General features: G+C 62.5%; 11 protein-coding genes and 1 tRNA gene. 5 read left to right on the top strand and 7 right to left on the bottom strand.

Translation table 11 applies throughout. The features are described from left to right. Positions 1-107: 107 nt before the first annotated feature. Positions 108-1,013, bottom strand: a complete 906-nt coding sequence (locus O9Z63_RS09765) for a histone deacetylase family protein (protein ID WP_270129142.1) — start codon at positions 1,011-1,013, stop codon at positions 108-110. Positions 1,014-1,810: 797 nt separating this feature from the next. On the opposite strand from O9Z63_RS09765, the gene O9Z63_RS09760 reads away from it, so the two are divergent. Continuing rightward, the gene (locus O9Z63_RS09760; RefSeq protein ID WP_270129141.1) at positions 1,811-3,337 is read left to right on the top strand and encodes a TROVE domain-containing protein; all 1,527 of its coding nucleotides are present in this window, start codon (positions 1,811-1,813) and stop codon (positions 3,335-3,337) included. A 1,066-nt stretch (positions 3,338-4,403) separates the two neighbouring features. Then, the gene (locus O9Z63_RS09755) at positions 4,404-5,804 is read left to right on the top strand and encodes an RtcB family protein (protein WP_270129140.1); all 1,401 of its coding nucleotides are present in this window, start codon (positions 4,404-4,406) and stop codon (positions 5,802-5,804) included. Between the two features lie 830 nt (positions 5,805-6,634). On the opposite strand, the gene O9Z63_RS09750 is transcribed toward O9Z63_RS09755, so the two are convergent. Both O9Z63_RS09750 and O9Z63_RS09745 read right to left on the bottom strand, forming a co-directional pair. Beyond that, complete coding sequence (locus tag O9Z63_RS09750) at positions 6,635-6,850, bottom strand: PID-CTERM protein-sorting domain-containing protein (RefSeq protein ID WP_270129138.1); 216 nt, start codon at positions 6,848-6,850, stop codon at positions 6,635-6,637. Positions 6,851-6,943: 93 nt separating this feature from the next. Next, positions 6,944-11,296, bottom strand: a complete 4,353-nt coding sequence (locus O9Z63_RS09745) for a DUF4394 domain-containing protein (RefSeq protein WP_270129137.1) — start codon at positions 11,294-11,296, stop codon at positions 6,944-6,946. A gap of 509 nt (positions 11,297-11,805) precedes the next feature. Between O9Z63_RS09745 and O9Z63_RS09740 the strand changes: the two genes are divergently transcribed. Continuing rightward, positions 11,806-12,228 (top strand): OsmC family peroxiredoxin, encoded by a 423-nt coding sequence (locus O9Z63_RS09740; RefSeq protein ID WP_270129136.1) that lies wholly within the window; start codon positions 11,806-11,808, stop codon positions 12,226-12,228. Between the two features lie 12 nt (positions 12,229-12,240). Here the strand turns inward: O9Z63_RS09740 and O9Z63_RS09735 are convergent, their stop codons facing one another. Both O9Z63_RS09735 and O9Z63_RS09730 read right to left on the bottom strand, forming a co-directional pair. Further along, positions 12,241-12,783, bottom strand: coding sequence for an MOSC domain-containing protein (locus O9Z63_RS09735; protein WP_270129135.1), 543 nt, complete (start codon positions 12,781-12,783; stop codon positions 12,241-12,243). A 129-nt stretch (positions 12,784-12,912) separates the two neighbouring features. After that, a complete protein-coding gene (locus O9Z63_RS09730; protein WP_270129133.1) occupies positions 12,913-13,620 on the bottom strand; it encodes a VIT1/CCC1 transporter family protein in 708 nt (235 codons plus the stop codon). Positions 13,621-13,737: 117 nt separating this feature from the next. Here O9Z63_RS09730 and O9Z63_RS09725 point away from each other — a divergent pair, with 117 nt between their 5' ends. Beyond that, a complete protein-coding gene (locus O9Z63_RS09725; RefSeq protein ID WP_270129132.1) occupies positions 13,738-14,415 on the top strand; it encodes a Dps family protein in 678 nt (225 codons plus the stop codon). A 68-nt stretch (positions 14,416-14,483) separates the two neighbouring features. Here O9Z63_RS09725 and O9Z63_RS09720 read toward each other — a convergent pair whose 3' ends face one another. Beyond that, positions 14,484-14,960 carry a low affinity iron permease family protein gene (locus tag O9Z63_RS09720; RefSeq protein WP_270129131.1) on the bottom strand — a complete coding sequence of 159 codons (477 nt, stop codon included), beginning with the start codon at positions 14,958-14,960 and terminating at the stop codon, positions 14,484-14,486. A 280-nt stretch (positions 14,961-15,240) separates the two neighbouring features. Between O9Z63_RS09720 and O9Z63_RS09715 the strand changes: the two genes are divergently transcribed. Next, positions 15,241-15,322 (top strand) — tRNA-Leu (locus tag O9Z63_RS09715). Between the two features lie 75 nt (positions 15,323-15,397). Here the strand turns inward: O9Z63_RS09715 and O9Z63_RS09710 are convergent. After that, positions 15,398-16,981, bottom strand: a complete 1,584-nt coding sequence (locus tag O9Z63_RS09710; RefSeq protein WP_270129130.1) for an NFACT RNA binding domain-containing protein — start codon at positions 16,979-16,981, stop codon at positions 15,398-15,400. Positions 16,982-16,989 lie beyond the last annotated feature (8 nt).

The raw sequence follows: 16,989 nt of genomic DNA, 5'->3' as shown, positions 1-16,989 counted from the left end.
TGGCGAGATTCCTCGCTCCGCTCGGAATGACGTTCTTTCTTTACCTGTCACCTGTCACCTGTCACCTGTCACCTGCCACCTCATACCCTCATAACCCCATCACCTCATTACAAAAAACACACCTCATACGCTACCCGAAACGTGTTGCAATGGGCGTCTACAATGTCGGAGAGGCGTTCGGAGTAGCCGCCGCCCATGCTTACGGCTACGGGCAGGCGGTGCTGGTGGCAGAGGCGCAGCACGTACTCGTCGCGCTGGCGGCAGCCGGAGAGCGTGAGGGCCAGCTTGCCCAGCTTGTCGGTGGCCAGCACGTCTACGCCGGCCTGGAAAAACACGAAATCGGGCTGCACACGCGCCAGCAGGCCGGGCAGCGTGTCGTGGAGCAGGCGTAGGTAGGTGGCGTCGTCGGTGCCCAAATCCAGCGCAATGTCCAGGTCCGACTGCTCCTTGCGTAGCGGGTAGTTGGCGCCGGCGTGCATGCTGAAGGTGAACACGCGCGGCTCATCCCGGAAGATGCTGGCCGTGCCGTCGCCCTGATGCACGTCGAGGTCCACGACCAGCACCTGCCGGGCCAGGCCGTGGTGGAGCAGGTGCGCGGCGGCCACGGCAATGTCGTTGAGCACACAGAATCCCTCGCCCCGGTCGCGGAACGCGTGGTGGGTGCCGCCGGCCAGGCTCATGCCGATGCCCGTGCGCAGCGCTTCCTGCGCCGACTGCACCGTGCCCGCCACGCTGCTCAGCGAGCGGCGCACCAGCTCCGGGCTTTGCGGCAAGCCCAGGCGGCGCACCTCGGCGGCCGTCAGCTGCAGGTCGCGCACGCGGTGCCAGTAATCGGCGGAGTGTACCCGCAGGATGTCTTCCTCGCTGGCCAGGCCGGGGTCGTAGAAGTCGGCGGCGGGCGCAATGCCTTGCCACAGCAGCTGCTCCCGAATCAGCTCGTACTTGGCAATCGGGAAGCGGTGGCCATCAGGCAGGCTGATGCTGTATCGTTCGGAGGTGGCGAGGCGCGGCATATGCTGCGCAAGTACGTAACCCAGGGCCGGAGGATGGTGGCAAGGGGGGGCAGGATTTCAGAACGCATGTAGAGACGCGTACTCGCGTCTCGTCGTTGGTGATGTTGTTTATAAGGCGCGGTTCCAATAGTACGGTGCCGTTCGTTCAACGACGAGACGCAAATATGCGCCTCTACGGGATGCAGAAAATCATGACGTTTATTAAAGGGTAGCCGATAAATGGAACGAATAGAGTCATGTATTGAAAAAAAATAATTAAAATATTTTTGAAATTAATTTGGTGGCTATAAAAAGTCCTTTCATATTTGTGACACCAAACACAACAACCCCATGCTGCGCCACATCAACTACACCTTTGAGCAAGACCGGATGAAGCCAAGTGCATCGTCCATGGTTCGGTATAGCTGAAGCAGTAGCAGATTCCCTCTGACACTTCCGCAACCCGAACCCAGAAGGTTCGGGTTGTTTGTTTTTCAACCCCTTATCCCCTTCGGCCATGCACCAGCCAGCTGCTTACGTTGCGCTATCCTTCCCGAGTAAACGGCAAAATCGCCGCGAGTGGGATATGTGCGGCCGGGACTTTTTATCGAAAGATTCACGCGGATAACTTCCGTCTGATGCCTTCGTGAAGAAGCCCGGCTCTCCCCAGAAGCCGGGCTTTTTTCATGCTAATTTTTCAATAGAATAAATTAATTTTTATTCGAAACAGGAAAACTATGTCTGAATTATAGCGCGCAAAAACCCGGCTTATTTCTCAATTAAATGCGTGTCATTCTCATCTTTTTACCGCCATTTTTATGCGTTTTAATTTACCCTTCCGCAAAGCCCGGCCCGATACCGTAAACCACGCCGGGGCTGCCGCTTTCACTTTGTCGCCTGCGCTGGAGCTGTACGCCGCCGTGGCCACCACGGCCCTCGCCGACCAGTTCTACGAAACGGCCGATACGCGGCTGACGCGACTCCGGGAGCTGGTGGCGCGGTGCGAGCCTCGCTTTGTGGCCCAGCTGGCGGTGTATGCCCGGGAGCGGATGCACCTACGCTCCGTGCCTTTGGTGCTGGCCGTGGAGCTGACCCGTCGCCACTGCGGCGACAGCCTCGTGAGCCGCCTGGTAGCCCGCATCGTGCAGCGCCCCGACGAAATCACGGAGCTGCTGGCCTTCTACACGCAGGCCAACCAGCGCACCGGCCGCAAAACCCTCAACCGCCTCTCCAAGCAGGTGCAGAAAGGCCTGGCCCAAAGCTTCAACCGTTTCGACGGCTACCAGCTGGCCAAGTACGACCGGGCCGGCGCCGTTCGCCTCCGCGACGCGCTGTTTCTGGTGCACCCTGCCGCCAAAAACGCCGAGCAGCAAGCCTTGTTCAACCACCTGGTGGCGGGCACGCTGCCCACGCCCTACACCTGGGAAACCGAGCTGTCGGCGCTGGGGCAGGTGACCTACGCCACGCCGGCGGAGCGCACGGCGGCCTTCCGCCAGAAATGGACCGAGCTGATTGGCAGCGGCAAGCTGGGCTACATGGCCCTGCTGCGCAACCTGCGCAATATCCTCGAAGCCGACGTGTCGGCCGAAACGATGGTGGAGGTGTGCGCCGCCCTGGCCGACCGGTTTGCGGTGGCGCGCAGCAAGCAGCTGCCCTTCCGGTTTCTGGCGGCCTACCGCGAGGTGAAAGCCCTGCACGGCGGCCACGTGTCGGCGGTGCTGGCGGCGTTGGAAGACGCCATCAGCCACAGCGCCGCCAACCTGCGCGGCTTCGGCCCCGACACCCGCGTGGTAATTGCCTGCGACGTGTCGGGCTCGATGCAGCAGCCGGTGTCGCCGCGCAGCAAAGTGCTGCTCTACGACGTGGGCCTGGTGCTGGGTATGCTGCTGCAGAGCCGCTGCCAGCACGTGGTGGCCGGCATGTTCGGCAACACCTGGAAGCGGCTGAGCTTGCCCCGCGGCCCGGTTTTGCGCAACGTCGACGAGTTCTACCGGCGCGAAGGCGAGGTCGGCTACAGCACCAACGGCTACCTCGTTATCGAGGACCTGAAGCGCCGCCGCGAGGTGGTAGACAAGGTGCTGGTGTTTACCGACTGCCAGCTCTGGAACTCCGCCCCCTTTGGCACTAGCATCGCCAAGGAGTGGGCCGACTACCGCCGCACGGTGGCGCCCCAGGCGCGGCTGTACCTCTTCGACCTGGCCGGCCACGGCACCGCCCCCCTCGACGTGCGCGCCGAGGACGGAGTGGCCCTGATTGCTGGCTGGTCCGACAAAGTGTTCGACGTGCTGGCGGCGCTGGAAAACGGTGGCTCCGCCCTCACCGAAATCGAATCGATTGACTTCTAATACCCGCAACCCCGGGAGTGGTATTCCGCCAAGAAAAGCTGCCGCTGCTCCCGGGCCTCTGCCCGATTTTCTACAAGCCTCACGCAATAATCATGTCCAGTACATCGTAAACTCTTTGGGAAGGCGGCTGACCACTATTCGGCAGCCGTCGGCCGGAACGGCGCGGCGCCGGGGCAATTTGGCCTCGGGCGCCCGTTCCAACCCCTGAACTACGGCCGTTGGGTGCCGTAAGCGGGCGGTACTTCGCTGGTGAAGCAGGCTTCTTCGGAAGTGCTGCCGGGTTCGAGTCCCATGCCGCGGCTACGGCCGGGGCACAATCCGCCGGCTGACCGTTGCCCCAGCGCCGTGGTTTCAGGACGTTATAATAAGTCGGGTGCCGTGGAGAAGCGTTTCTTCGGGTCGCACGTTCGAGTCGTGTCTGCCGGCCGCGTCAGGGCGGGCAGTAGCTCAGCTGGTAGAGCAGAGGTGGCATCAGCCACTGTTTCTCACCTGTTGCCCCGGTCTTATTCTATTTCTATTGCCTATTTACTTTAGCGTAACTCTGTACGGGTGCCGTAGCCGGGCCATACTTCGCGCTTTTAACGCCCAGGTCGCGGGTTCGAGTCCCGCTGGCTGCTGCTTCGGCGGCGGCTGTAGCTCAGTTGGTAGAGCAGGTTTTTGGAGGCCGGGCGCCTGTTGCCCCGTACAAATTGCCGGCTGATTGGTGCCGTAGCAGGGCCTTACTTCGATGGGGTCGGTGGGGTCGTGGGTTCAAGTCCCACCTGCCGCAAGGCAGTAGCTCAGTTGGTTAGAGCACGCATGTGGGCCCTGCACCCTGTTGCCCAATTGGCGGAAAAAAGCTGGTGCCGTAGGGCCGCCATACTTCGTCCTGTCACTACCAAGCGGCGGTTCGGCTTGTTGCCCAGCTTTTTTCATCCGGCAAATACAACACAAAATTCTACTCAGTTATCCGCATTATCCATCATTCACAGATCATAGTTAATTGCTTGATAAGCAACGATTGGTACTTAATACTCAATACCAGCTACTCAATATTAACTACTTCTCACTCACGAATTCCTCCATCATGGCTTCACAATTACGTGGCAACGACTTGCGCCAGCTCGGGTTTCCCGAGGGCCGGGCAATTGGTCTGGCGCTGGCCCAGCTGCAGCGCAAGCACCTCAAAAAACTCTCTCAAACCGACCAATTGGCTCTGCTCACGGCGCTGCTGGCAAACCCTACTGACTTCCTTACCGACCTCGACTGGAGCCATACGGCCGCCGCGCTGCTGCCTGCGCCCAGCCGCCATATTGCCCTCGCCGAGCGGAAAAGCTACGCCGTCTTCGGGGCCGAACACATTGAGCAGGGCGCCATCCACCAGATGGAAACGGCCATGAAACTGCCCGTGACCATGGCCGGCGCCCTCATGCCCGATGCCCACCACGGCTACGGCCTGCCCATCGGCGGGGTGCTGGCCACCGACAACGCCGTGATTCCCTACGCCGTGGGCGTGGACATTGGGTGCCGGATGGCGCTGTCAGTGTTTGCGCTGCCGCCCAAGTTTCTGGAGCAGCGGGTGCAGGAGCTGCGCAAGCTGCTGCTGGAGCACACGCGGTTCGGCAACAAGCAGGGCTTTGTGCGCGGCCAGAAGCTCGACCACGCCGTGCTGGAGCGCCCCGAGTTCCGCGACATTAACTTCCTGCGTAACAAGCAGGGCACTGCTGCCGAGCAAATCGGCACGTCCGGTGGCGGCAACCACTTCGTGGAATGGGGCGTGGTCGATATCCTCGACCCCACCAATGAGCTGGACGTGCCGGTAGGCCAGTACCTGGGGCTGCTCTCGCACAGCGGCTCGCGGGGGCTGGGCGCCAGCGTGGCCAACCACTACACCAAGCTCGCCAAAGACGTTTGCCAGCTGCCCGCCGAAGCGCAGCACTTAGCCTGGCTTTCGCTGGATAGCGAGGCCGGCCAGGAATACTGGGCCGCCATGAACCTAGCCGGTGACTACGCTTCGGCCTGCCACCACCAGATTCATCAGCGGCTGGCCAAAGCTTTAGGCGAGCGGCCCTTGGCGAAAGTGGAAAACCACCATAACTTCGCCTGGAAAGAACGGCTAGTCGATGGCCGTGAGGCCATTGTGCATCGCAAGGGCGCTACGCCGGCCGGGGCCGGGGTGCTTGGCATCATTCCCGGCTCCATGACGGCTCCTGGCTTTATTGTGCGGGGGCGGGGCGAGGCGGCCTCGCTGTCGTCGGCGTCGCACGGGGCGGGGCGGGCCATGTCCCGGACCCGGGCCAAGCAGGAGCTAGGCGAAGCGGAAGTGCGGCGCTACCTGCAGCAGCACGGCATCGAGCTGATTGGCGGCGGCCTCGACGAAGCCCCGCAGGCCTACAAGGACATTCGGGCCGTGATGCAGAGCCAAACCGAGCTGGTGGATGTGCTGGGCTCGTTCACGCCGCGTATCGTGCGGATGGAAGGCGGTTGACAGGCGCTGCGCTGAATTACTGCGCAGAAAAATGACGCCCAGGCCGAGGTCTGGGCGTTTGCAGTTGCTAGGAGGAAGATTAGAAATGGTCTGACCACCAAAATGCCCGGTATGCAGAGTAGCATGCCGGGCATTTTGGTTTACTGTTCACGCAACTCAGGCAAGCACGCGCCGGTGGCGGGCCACACGGTGTCTGGATCTGGATTTGCCGGCCGGATCAGTGTGGCGCTGGTCGGCGTCGGTATTCAATAAGCCAGCAGACCCGACACAGCCCGATAGGGTATTGGCCGACAGGATACCGCTGGCCAGCAGCAGCACCGCTATGGCAGTAGTCGGCAAAGATGAGGTAAGCACATGACGTTCCATACGAATGGGGATTCGTGGTGAGAAGCAGACTCAATGGAACCTGGGCCAGGTGTGATGCGCAGGAGTAAGCGTAAATCGGAGCGGCTGCTGCACTAAAGCGCAGCTAATAATTGTAGCAAAAATAGTATTCAAAGATATATACGAGAAGAGAGCAAATCTTGGATTTTACTCGGGATAAAATATGCTTGTGTTATTTATGAATATTGTAATAATCAGTTGTGTATGTGTTTAAAAGGGGATAAATATTTTACAGTTAAACAATGTGAGTATTGGTTTGAGAACGGTTGTGGACACGCAAAGTATCCGGTGAAGCCATAATTTTATACTACAACCGTTAGCCGCATGTAGCGGCAGATGTCTGCAAACGGTACTGCAGCTACCAAGCAGTTCAGTCGGATGCTAATACGCAAAAAGCCCGCTCCACGGGGTGGAGCGGGCTTTTTGTACGTTTACAGCAGAGCAGCTTATCGTTTGCGGTGGTCGCGCAGTTTTTTGAGGCCAAAACCTACACCAGCTGCCAGCAGCAGGGAGGCGCCGCCGTCGATGGGTACGGCAGTGGGCGTAGGAGTAGGGCCGCCAGAGCCGGGGCCCTGGGCCTGCACCAAACTGAGGCCACCAGACGCCAGAACAATACCAGCCGTAGCTAGCACGAAACGAAGAGAAGAGGAAAGGATTTTCATACGAAGAAGGCTAGCAAAACGAGGAAGACAAGGTGCGGTACACTGCGGCCCGGCTGCCAGCAACGGTTGGGCAGCCGGGCCGCAGTGTAACGGCTATTCTACGATCAGGCGCTTGTTGATGGTGCCCTGGGTGGTCTGCAGACGCAGCGTGTACACCCCGGCGGCCACGCCCGACAGCGAAACCTGACGAGCATCGGTAGAGCCGGCGGGCAGCGTGAGGCTGCGTACGGCCTGGCCAAGCGAGTTCACCAGCTGCACGGCCGTGGCCTCACGGGCCAGCGAAGCCGGCAGGCTAACCGATACCGTACCGCGGGCGGGGTTCGGGAACACGGCCACCTGCTGGCTCAAAGACGCCGGCGCGTTGGCCAGCACGCGCTGCTGGGTGAGCAGCAGCGAGAACCGACCGGTAGCAGCGGCCCCGGTATTCAGCGAGAAGCTATATTCTGCCTGGCTCGTGAGGTCGGTGAGGGCACCGGTCTGGGCGTCGCGGAGGTAGGCGTAGGTGCCGGCGGGCAGCCGCAACAGCTCCGTGGCACGCAGCGTGTAGCTGCCAGCGGCAGCCTGCACCCGCAGCGGCACCAGCACGTCGCGCTGGGCGAGCTGCGGCAGGGCGTTTACGGCGAGCAGCGTGCCCGAAGCAGCTTCACTGGCCAGCAGTAGCGGGGCACCGCCCTGCAGCTTGTAGGCATCCAGCTGCGAGTCGAAGCCGGCAGTGGCTGCGTCCTCGAAATACACTACGGCTTCATCGGCCGCGCCGGCCGCACTGCGCAGATCCAGCCGCACGAGAGGCGAGTCGGCTGCGCCGCGCTGGAACACGGGGTTTTCGTACGTGGTGTAGCGCGCCGTGTTGGTGAATGTGAGCGAGGCGTTCGAGGTGCCCGGCACGCTGGCCCGCACGAAGAAGCCCTGGCCCGAGGCAATGCGCCGCTCGCCGCCGTTGGTGCCGGTGCCGTTTACTGTGTAAGTGGAGTAAGTGCCGGCGTACTGGCCCGTAGAGCGGTACACGTACACGGTAGCGTCGACGTTGTTGCGCACTACCAGCTCCCAGTCGATGGGCGATGGATAGGGGTTGCCGCGCAGGTGCCAGCCCGATTCGGTCTGCGTGCCGCGGGTCAGGCCGCCGGCGGTATACGTGCCATTGTTGAGCGTGCCCACGAAGTCCACGGTCTGTGCGGCCGGGATGTTCACCGTGTAGCCGCGGGTAACCACCAGCGTATCGGTGGTAGCGTTAGGCGATATAAAGCCGCGGTCAAAATCCTGCGGGGTAGGGTTGCCGCTGGTCGTTACCCGGCTTTCACGATACCCAAATACCGTGGGGAAGGGCGTAACGGCGCTTGGTACCGCAGCCGTGTTGTAGGCCGGGTTCACCACCAGCGAGAAGCCACTGGTAGCCAGATCAGCCACCGTGGACACGGACACCGGCGCCGAGTAGTGGCGGTAGCCGCTACCGCCGTTGCGGGTGGCATCAATGTAGCGCTGCACCGTAGCCGTACCACTCACAACGGCCGAGCCATTGTTTACGACGTGGGCCGTGCCGGTGGCATTAGAAAGCAGCGTCAGGTTGCCGTTGGATGTGAGGTTGCCATTCAGCAGCAGCACCCGCTGCACCAGTACCGGGGCGTTGGCTACTACGCCTGCTGGTCCGGCCGTCAGGTTGTTAAAGGTTGTGCTGGTGCCGCTGATGGTCTGGGCCGTAGAGCCCGAGAAGCGGAATTCGCCATTGCCGGTACCTAGCACCGAGCCGCCAGTGTTCGTGAAGTTGCCGTTGAGGGTGAGCTGGCTACCCTCGGCCGTGGTGAGGGTAGCGCCGCTGCCCAGCAGCAGGCTGTTGACTTGCTGGGGCGTGCTTACCACCGGGTCGTTGGCGACGTCCGGAATCGTGACGTTGTCGGTGGCAGTAGGCACCTGCATGGGGTTCCAGTTGCCCGGGTTAGTCCAGTCACTGCTGATAGCGCCGGTCCAGGTGATGCCGTTGAGTACCGGCGTCAGGAAGGCAGCCAGGCCGGTGAGGTTGGAGCCGCTGCCGATGCGGCCTACCACCGTGGCGCTGCCGCTGGTCAGGTCGACGGTGTACAGGTTGTCGGCGCTGCTGCCCGTTGGGGCGGCTACCAAATACGCCGTGTTGACGGGCGTGGCCGGCGTAGTTAGGTCGGCGAAGATGTCGAAATCAGCCCCCGGAGTGATGGTCAGACCCGTAGCGCCCTGGTCTACGTAGGTGCCGGCGTTGGCATCGGTGGAGCGCAGCAGTACGTTGCGGGCCTGGTCGTAGCCGTAGAGCGTGGTGCCGGTGGCGGTGTTGTTGTCGTTGTTGGTGTAGCCCACGGCCGACAGCGCTGGTGCGCCGTTGGGGTTGGAGAGGGTGCCGTCCGTGAGGAACGTGCCATCGTTCGGGTTCATTCGCAGATTAGCCTGGGTAGAAGCCGACGTGATGCGGATCCGGTCCGGAACCGGGTTGAAATCGAAGCCGATGCTGGAGGCCACGGTGCCCAGCGGCATGGCCTGCAGGCTGCCGACCGGCGCCAGGGCCCCGGTGGTCAGGTTCAGGGTGTAGAGCTGGCCCTGCTGGTTGGCGGCGTCGTAGCCGAGCGCATACAGCATGCCAGTGGCGGGGCGGAAGTCGGTGCCCACCAGCACCTGCGAGCCGTTGGCAGGCAGGCCGGTAATGTTGACAGCCGTGCGGATAATGCCGGGGTTGCCGGAGTCAAACGACACCAGGTTGCCGCCGGCCACACCGTACAGCAGGCGCCCGGTCAGGGCCGCTGAGGCATTGGCGCCCCCAATCAGGGCGGCTACGTCGCGCACCGGAATGCCCAGCCCGATGGCGCCCACCAGCGTGGGGTTGGCCGTGCCCAGGTCCAGCGTGTAAAGGTTGCTGGTGGCCTGGCCGCCGGGGTTGGCCGTCAGGAACGCCCGGTTGGTGGAGGTGCTCTGGTCGAAGAAGATGTCGAGGTCGGCCAGAGCGTTGTTCGGATTCAGGGTCAGCCCGGTGTTGTTGCCTACCGTATTGAGGGTGCCGGCATTCGGCGGGTTCTGGATGGCCAGAATGCTGAGCGCCTCGTCGATGTCATACAGCGTTGTGCTGGTGCTGCCCACGTAGCTATTGGTGTAGCCCACCGTGCCGATGCGGGGCGCGGTGCCGGCGTTCGGGTCGCCGGCGGCGTACGTAAGCTGGCCATCGGTGGCGGCCAGGGCGCCGTTGTTGGGATTGAGGCGGAAATCGGCGCGGTTAGTGCTCACCACCCGGATGCGGTCCACGGTCGGGTTGAAATCGAAGCCGATGTTATCGGCCGGGCCGCCCAGCTCCAGCCGGATAGCCGCGCCGATAGGCGTAGCTATGCCGGTAGCCGGCACAATGCTGTAGAGCTGCGTGTTGGCACCGGTAGTGGTGGCATCGTAGCCCAGGCCAATGTACTGGCCGTTGTTGGGCCGGAAGTCGGTGCCCACCAGCGTTTGGCCGGCGGTAACGCCCGTAATAGCCGTGGCGGCCAGAATGTAGCCGGGCGTGTTAGAGTAGAACGATACCAGCGTGTTGTTGGTGTTCAGCGCGTAGAGCAGCTGCCCGCTCGGGGCCGGCGCCGTCCGGTCGATGCCAAACGCAATATCATCCACTGCCAGCCCTGCCTGGCCAGTCATCAGCAGCGAGGCGTTGCCGGTAGCCAGATCCAGGGTATAAAAGATGGTCTGCGGAATGTTGTTGGTGAACCGCGTCACGGTCAGCAGCGCAATTTGGGTGCGGCTGGCCGGATCAGTATAGATGTCGAGGTCGGTCTGGTCGCCGGCCGCCAGTAGCGGCAGTGCGTTGCGCGTGATGGGCACGGGCGAGGCCAGGGTGCCGTTGTTGGGCGGATTCTGGATGTAAAGCGTCGAGCGGCTCTCGTCCACGTCGTAGAGCGTGGTAGTAGCCGTACCGATAAAGCTGTTGGTATACGCTACCGAGCCTACGGCCGGCGTACCGCTGGGCAGGTTCAGCACACCGTCTGTGAAAGCCAGGGCGCCGTTGTTGGGATTGAGGCGGTAGTTGGTGCCCGTCAGGCTCGTTACCCGGATGCGGTCCACGGTCGGATTGAAGTCGAAACCAACGCCCTCGAAGCCGTTGCCCAGCGCCAGGGCCAGTGTACCGCCGATGGGCGTAGCCGCGCCGGAAGTTTTGCTAATGGTGTAGAGCTGCGCCGTGCCGCTACCCGTGTATCCCAGCGCAAACAGCTCGCCGGTTGCCGGCCGCGAATCCAGTCCAACGATGGTCTGGCCGGCGGTTACGCCCGTGATGGGCAGAAACGAAGGCGTACCGCTCGCAAAGGTCGATACAATCAGCTGGCTGGTTGTCCGGTTGAGGCCATAAACCGTCTGGGCCTGTGCCGCCACGGTGCCCATCAGGCCCAGGCCTACAGTGAGGCCCAACATACGGCGGTTGAAGGGCGTAAACGCAGAGCGTAAGGGTGTTTTCATCACAGGAAACAGGGTAAGGTGGAAAGGGAAAATAAGGCTGAAGGTCCACGGCGTATGGTTGTATTATGCCAATACACCTATCCAAGTAGACACAAGCCTTACGGCATCGGTAAGCGGAATGGATTGGTAAAAAGGATTAAAAATTCATTAAAAAATTATGCTGTATAAAATTGCGGCTATTTGCAAACACTGTACAAACTATACCGTTTAGGCTTTTCCCAAATTTGGAGCCATGCCTGCGCCCACCAAACAGCTTATCAGCATGAACGGTTAGACTGGGCTGGTAAGTGGTATTTTGCCAATATGAGTCATCGCGGCAGGCCGGGTGCCGCAACGGTAGCCAGAGCTGGCGGCCTGCCCAATGCCCCGACTTCTCTTTTTGAGCCAGTAAGTCCCGAAACGGAAGCATCCGGATATATGTGGGCTTGCGTACGTCTGCTAACTTACGGGCTGGTTGGCCGCGCCGGGCCCTGTTGGCCGGCAGGCTCGTCATACTCTCACTTCCCGCCATGTCTATTATTCAACGATCCGCAGCCGCGCAATGGCACGGCCGGGGTACCGATGGTACCGGCCAGCTCAGCACGGGCAGCACCGTGTTGCAGGAAGCCCGTTACAGCTACCGCTCCCGCTTCGCAGAGGGAGGAGTAGGCACTAATCCGGAAGAGCTGCTGGCGGCGGCGCATGCCGGCTGCTTCGCCATGAAGCTGGCTTTCAACCTGCAGTCCGCGGGCTTCACCGCCGACCATATTCATGCCCAGTGCGCGGTAGCCCTGCACGAAGGCTGCATTGTCAGCTCCCACCTGACCGTCGATGCGGCCGTGCCTGGCCTGTCGGCCGAGCAGTTTGAGCGGTTCGTGAACGATGCCAGCCAGAACTGTCCGGTTTCGAAGGTGCTGCAGGCTACTATCACCTATCAGGCCATACTGGCCTGATCCGTCTCCGGTTTACTCCGGCTTTGCGGCAGGAGCCGCCATTGGTGCCACGCGCACCGCGTCGCCCACCCGTATGAGGCCGCCCTGCACAATGCGGGCCGTGATGCCGCCGTGGCCGCGCATGGCGTTGTAGCCGCCGGGGCCCAGCTCTTCCTCCATGCGGGAGCAGGGGTGGCACTCGCCCGTAATTTCCAGTACGACAGTGTCGCCGATAAGCACCTGCCGGTTTTTGAGGGCCAACAGATTCAGGCCGCTCACCACCAGGTTGCGGCGCAGCCGGCCGGGGTCTACCGGTGCCTCCAGGCCCAGGTAGCCGGCAACGGCCGCCAGATGCTCCTGCTGCACCAGCGTAATCTGGCGCTTGCCGCCGGCCTTGGGCCGGGCGTGGTCGCCGGCTAGGTGGCGGTCGGTTTCCACGGTAGCTTCCGGCACCGAAAGCAGCGGCTCGCGCCGGGCCGGGCGCAGGCCGATCCATTCCAGGCGGCCAGTCTGCGGCAGCGTGGAAAGGAGTTTAGCAATGGTGGATTTGTCATCGCCGAAGAAAGGAAAAGGCATGGCAGAACGCTGGAATGGAAAGAAAAAGGGGGCAGCCTGGAACCGCCCCGGCTACTCCGTCTACGCACACAGCGCAGCCGCAGCCATAACAACTACGGCAGGAGCCGCCCGGCGGCAGGCGCGTAGAGGTCAGGCACTGATAAGGCGGGCCACGAAGAAGGCCGCGCCGGCGGCCAGCGCCCCAATACCCGCCATCCGCAGCGCCCCGATAACGGGCGGCTGGCCCGTCAGGCGGCTTTTCAGGTAGCCGAACAGCAGCAAACACACCAGCGTTATCACCGCCGACCAGAGCAGGCCCTCGGTGGGAGTGTCGGTGAGAAAGTAGGCGCTCAGCGGAATCAGGCCGCCCAGCGCATACGCCAAGCTAATGGTAAAGGCGCTTTTGGGGGCTTGGCGCGGGTCGGGCTGCTCTAGGCCCAGCTCGTATTTCATCATGAAGCGCACCCACTGCTCCGGGTCGGCGGTGAGCTCCTGCACGGCCAGGGCGCGGGTTTCGGCCGAGAGGCCCATTTCGGCCAGCAGCTCGTCTACTTCGGCGCGCTCCACGTGCGGTACTTCCTGCACCTCCTGGTGCTCACGCGCCAGCTCGGCGGCGTAGTGCTCCACCTCGGTGCGGCCCGCCAGGTAGCCGCCCAGGCCCATGGCAATGGAGCCGGCCACAATCTCTGCCAGGCCCGCCGTAATCACCAGTTCCGAAGACTGCACCGCCCCGCTCAGGCCGGCCGCCAGCGCAAAAGGCACCGTCAGGCCATCGGACAGGCCGATAACGATGTCCTGCAGCATGGCCGAGCTGGTCAGATGGTCTTCGGGGTGGGGGTGCGTGTGGGCGTGCTGCATGAGATGGAGTAAATATAGGATGTAAGCTAACCCAAATTTGATTTCAAGCGTATGGATGCACATTGTCGGCCCCTGGCTGGCAACTTTCTTCAGACCTTACCTCGCTTCCTTTTTCCCATGGCCAAAGCTCCCGCCAAGAAACCTGCCGCCCCTGCTGCGCCAGCTACTTCCAAGGCTTCGTCTGCCCGCAAAGCCGGCACCTCTTCCGCTTCAGAACAAGCTGCTCCCAGCGTGCAGCCCATCCTCAACCAGCAGTTCCACGCCCCGGCGCCGCTGCAGAAATACGGCACCGTATCCCAGCGCCTGCCCATCGGCCTCGACGAGAAAACCCGTCAGCAGAGCGTGACCAACCTCAACCAGCTGCTGGCCGACACCATTACGCTGCGCGACCTGTACAAAAAGCACCATTGGCAGGTGGTAGGCCCTACCTTCTACCAACTGCACCTGCTCTACGACAAGCATTATGAAGAGCAAAGCACGCTGGTCGACACCATTGCCGAGCGCATCCAGATTCTGGGTGGCGTGGCTGTGGCAATGGCCCACGACGTAGCCGAGCTGACCAGCATTCCGCGCCCTCCCCGCGACCGGGAAGAGGCTCCTATTCAGGTAGGCCGCCTGCTGGAAGCCCACCAGATCATTCTCAAGAACTGCCACAAGTTTGCCAAAGAAGCCGACGACGCCGGCGACGACGGCACGAATGACCTGGCCGTGAGCGACGTAATGCGCCTCAACGAGCTGCAGGTGTGGTTCGTGTCGGAGCACGTGGTGGACACGCCACTGGCCCGCGCCGAGTAAGCGCCCGCCTGCTAAAGGCACCAAGAAAAGCCGGTCTGCTTCCTGAAGCGGGCCGGCTTTTTTGTGCCCTAGCGGGGCTGATGGCCGGCCTGCAGCTTGGTTTCGTGGTTTTCCTCGGCTTCCTCCACGCTGTGCGTCCGGCCCAGATTGTGCTCCTGCCGGGCCATTTCGGCCAGCTTAGTGAAGTAGCGGTGGAGCAGATGGATTTCCTCTTCCGAAAAGTCCTGGGCATTGATGAGCCGGTTGCTGGCGCCTTTGTGCGCGGCAATGAGCTCGTTGAGCTTGAGGTGCAGCACCAGGGAGTCCTTGTTCTGTGCCCGCTGAATCAGGAACACCATCAGAAAGGTGATGATGGTGGTGCTGGTATTAATGACCAGCTGCCAGGTTTCGGAATACTGGAAAATAGGGCCGGTTAGGGCCCAGACGACCACCGTGCCCAGCGCCAGGCAGAAGGCCAGCGTCGTGCCCGACCACGCCGTAACCCGGCCCGCAAACCGAGCGAAAAAGTTGCCGTGCGAGGAGCCGGCAGGCAGTAAGTCGTGCATAAGCATCAGTAAGTGGAGGTGAAACGCTTGTCCAGCATGCCAGCGCAGCCGCTTTTCGGCAAAATGAGTGCAGTAGTATGAAATTTTAATGAGTCGGCTTTTCGCTGATCCTGAGTGCACAACGGGAAGCACTAGGGGGCGGGGCGGCCAAAATCAGCAAAAAATACGGGATGGGGCTTGCGCCACCCGGTCAGAGTCCCTACTTTTGCTCTCGCTTTACCACCTCAGTAAGGCCTCAGGCTTCGGCTTGAGCAAGTTTGAAAGGAGTGCTTGCCAATCTGCGCACGTGGTGAAACTGGTAGACACGCCATCTTGAGGGGGTGGTGCCTTCGGGTGTGGGAGTTCGAATCTCCCCGCGCGCACTCCAATAAAAAGCCGCTTCAGCTTAGCTGGAGCGGCTTTTTTGTGTCCGTTTGCGGCGCCCTCCGGCAGGGGGCTTACCCGCCGTTGCGCTCGAACGGGTTGAGCGGCACTACCAGCACCACCTTTTCACGCTCGACCAGCACCTGGCCCGGCAGGGCGCCTTTGGGCTTGCGCACGAATTTTTTGGGCGTCACCGTCACCGGACAGAGCGAGTCGTTCTGGCGGCGCGAGTACCACGCGGCCAGCTGGGCGGCGCGCTCCACCACGGGCTCCGGCACCGGCTGGCCCGCCCGGTGCCGGATAACAACATGCGAGCCGCTTACATCCTTAGCGTGCAGCCAGAGGTCGTCTTTATGGGCGTAGCGCTGCGTAAGCAAATCGTTGTTCTGGGCGTTGCGGCCCACCAGAATCGTGAAGCCGGAGTCCTCGAATACTTTGAACGGCAGTTCGGTGGCGGCCTTGGCTTTGGTTTCGGGCTCCAGCTGGTGCTGCTTGCGCCAAGCGCGCAGGGTTTTCAGATCGGGTGGGAGCAGGGGCAGCTCTTCCAGGCGCTCCAGGCACCAGAAGGCTTCGGCTTCGCGGCGCTCGGCCCGCTCCGAGAGCTGGCGGGTTTCCAGCTGCTGGTTTTTGGCTTTGCGGTACAGGTTCTGGGCCGTGCGCTGGGGCGTCTCGCTGGGCTTGAGCTTGATGGTGCGGGGCTGGTTGTCCTGGTAGAAATCCACCACGTCCACGCTGCTGGCGCCGGCCGGAATCTGGCTGAGGTGTGCCATGATGAGGTCGGCCGTCTGGCGGTAGCCTACGGTATGCTCCAGGGCGTAGAGCCGGCGGCGGGCCATGCTGGCGCTGGTGCTGGCTTCCTCGGCCCGGCGCTCCAGCGTCTGGCGCAGCTGCCGCAGCTCCAGCTCGTGGGCGCGGCGACTCAGGGCCAGCGGCACGAAGGCGCGCAGGGCCGCTATAGGGTCGGCGGCAGGCAGCTCCCGCTCCATCTCGCCGATGGGCAGCAAGCTCAGGCGGGTGCGGCCTTCCAGCGTGGTCAGGTAGAAGGCCGGCGGGTTTTCGAGCTGCCGCAGCACCTGCTGCACCAATTGCTCCTGTTGCGCTGCGGTGGCCTGGTCGTAGCCGTGGGCGCGCAGGTAGCGGGCGGGCAGGTCGGCCAGGGCGGGGTAGCGCTTGAGTGGGTGCGGGGCCGTAGCGGCGGGGCCGGCCGGCTGGTCGGCGGCGGCTGTGAACACCGGCTGCAGGTCGGCGTCGGTGGTGTAGCGCTGGTGGAACAGCTCGGCCGGGCCCTCGGGCCGGAGGCGGAACACGGCGTTGGGGCGGGAGCTATAGAGTTTCAGCAGCAGCGTGGCGCCACTCTCGAAGCGCAGCTGCAGCACCCGGTCGTGGGGCGCGGCCGTCACGTCGCGTAGCTGCTGGCCCAGCAGGTCGGGCAGCAGGTCTACGGAGTTGGCGCGGGCGCGGTGGAAGGTTTCGGGCAGGGCCAGCGCCGTGAAGGTGGCCGACAGCTGGGCTTTCAGCCAGAACTCGGCCGTGCCGTTGGTCAGGCCCAGCACCAGCTCATCCTTTTCCTGCGAAAAGCACGCCACCACCCGGTAGCCGGCCAGCTGCTGCGTGAGGGCGGGGGCCAGCTGGCGCAGGAAATAGTAGTTGGTGTGCATGAAAGAGG

It is taken from the genome of Hymenobacter yonginensis, from assembly GCF_027625995.1.
Classification (GTDB): domain Bacteria; phylum Bacteroidota; class Bacteroidia; order Cytophagales; family Hymenobacteraceae; genus Hymenobacter; species Hymenobacter yonginensis.
This window is presented reverse-complemented; position numbering and strand designations above follow the sequence as displayed.

Bases quoted from the DNA above. Each gene is read 5' to 3' on its own strand.
- O9Z63_RS09765 (WP_270129142.1), bottom strand. From the start codon at position 1,013: ATGCCGCGCCTCGCCACCTCCGAACGATACAGCATCAGCCTGCCTGAT.
- O9Z63_RS09760 (WP_270129141.1), top strand. From the start codon at position 1,811: ATGCGTTTTAATTTACCCTTCCGCAAAGCCCGGCCCGATACCGTAAAC.
- O9Z63_RS09755 (WP_270129140.1), top strand. From the start codon at position 4,404: ATGGCTTCACAATTACGTGGCAACGACTTGCGCCAGCTCGGGTTTCCC.
- O9Z63_RS09750 (WP_270129138.1), bottom strand. From the start codon at position 6,850: ATGAAAATCCTTTCCTCTTCTCTTCGTTTCGTGCTAGCTACGGCTGGT.
- O9Z63_RS09745 (WP_270129137.1), bottom strand. From the start codon at position 11,296: ATGAAAACACCCTTACGCTCTGCGTTTACGCCCTTCAACCGCCGTATG.
- O9Z63_RS09740 (WP_270129136.1), top strand. From the start codon at position 11,806: ATGTCTATTATTCAACGATCCGCAGCCGCGCAATGGCACGGCCGGGGT.
- O9Z63_RS09735 (WP_270129135.1), bottom strand. From the start codon at position 12,783: ATGCCTTTTCCTTTCTTCGGCGATGACAAATCCACCATTGCTAAACTC.
- O9Z63_RS09730 (WP_270129133.1), bottom strand. From the start codon at position 13,620: ATGCAGCACGCCCACACGCACCCCCACCCCGAAGACCATCTGACCAGC.
- O9Z63_RS09725 (WP_270129132.1), top strand. From the start codon at position 13,738: ATGGCCAAAGCTCCCGCCAAGAAACCTGCCGCCCCTGCTGCGCCAGCT.
- O9Z63_RS09720 (WP_270129131.1), bottom strand. From the start codon at position 14,960: ATGCACGACTTACTGCCTGCCGGCTCCTCGCACGGCAACTTTTTCGCT.
- O9Z63_RS09710 (WP_270129130.1), bottom strand. From the start codon at position 16,981: ATGCACACCAACTACTATTTCCTGCGCCAGCTGGCCCCCGCCCTCACG.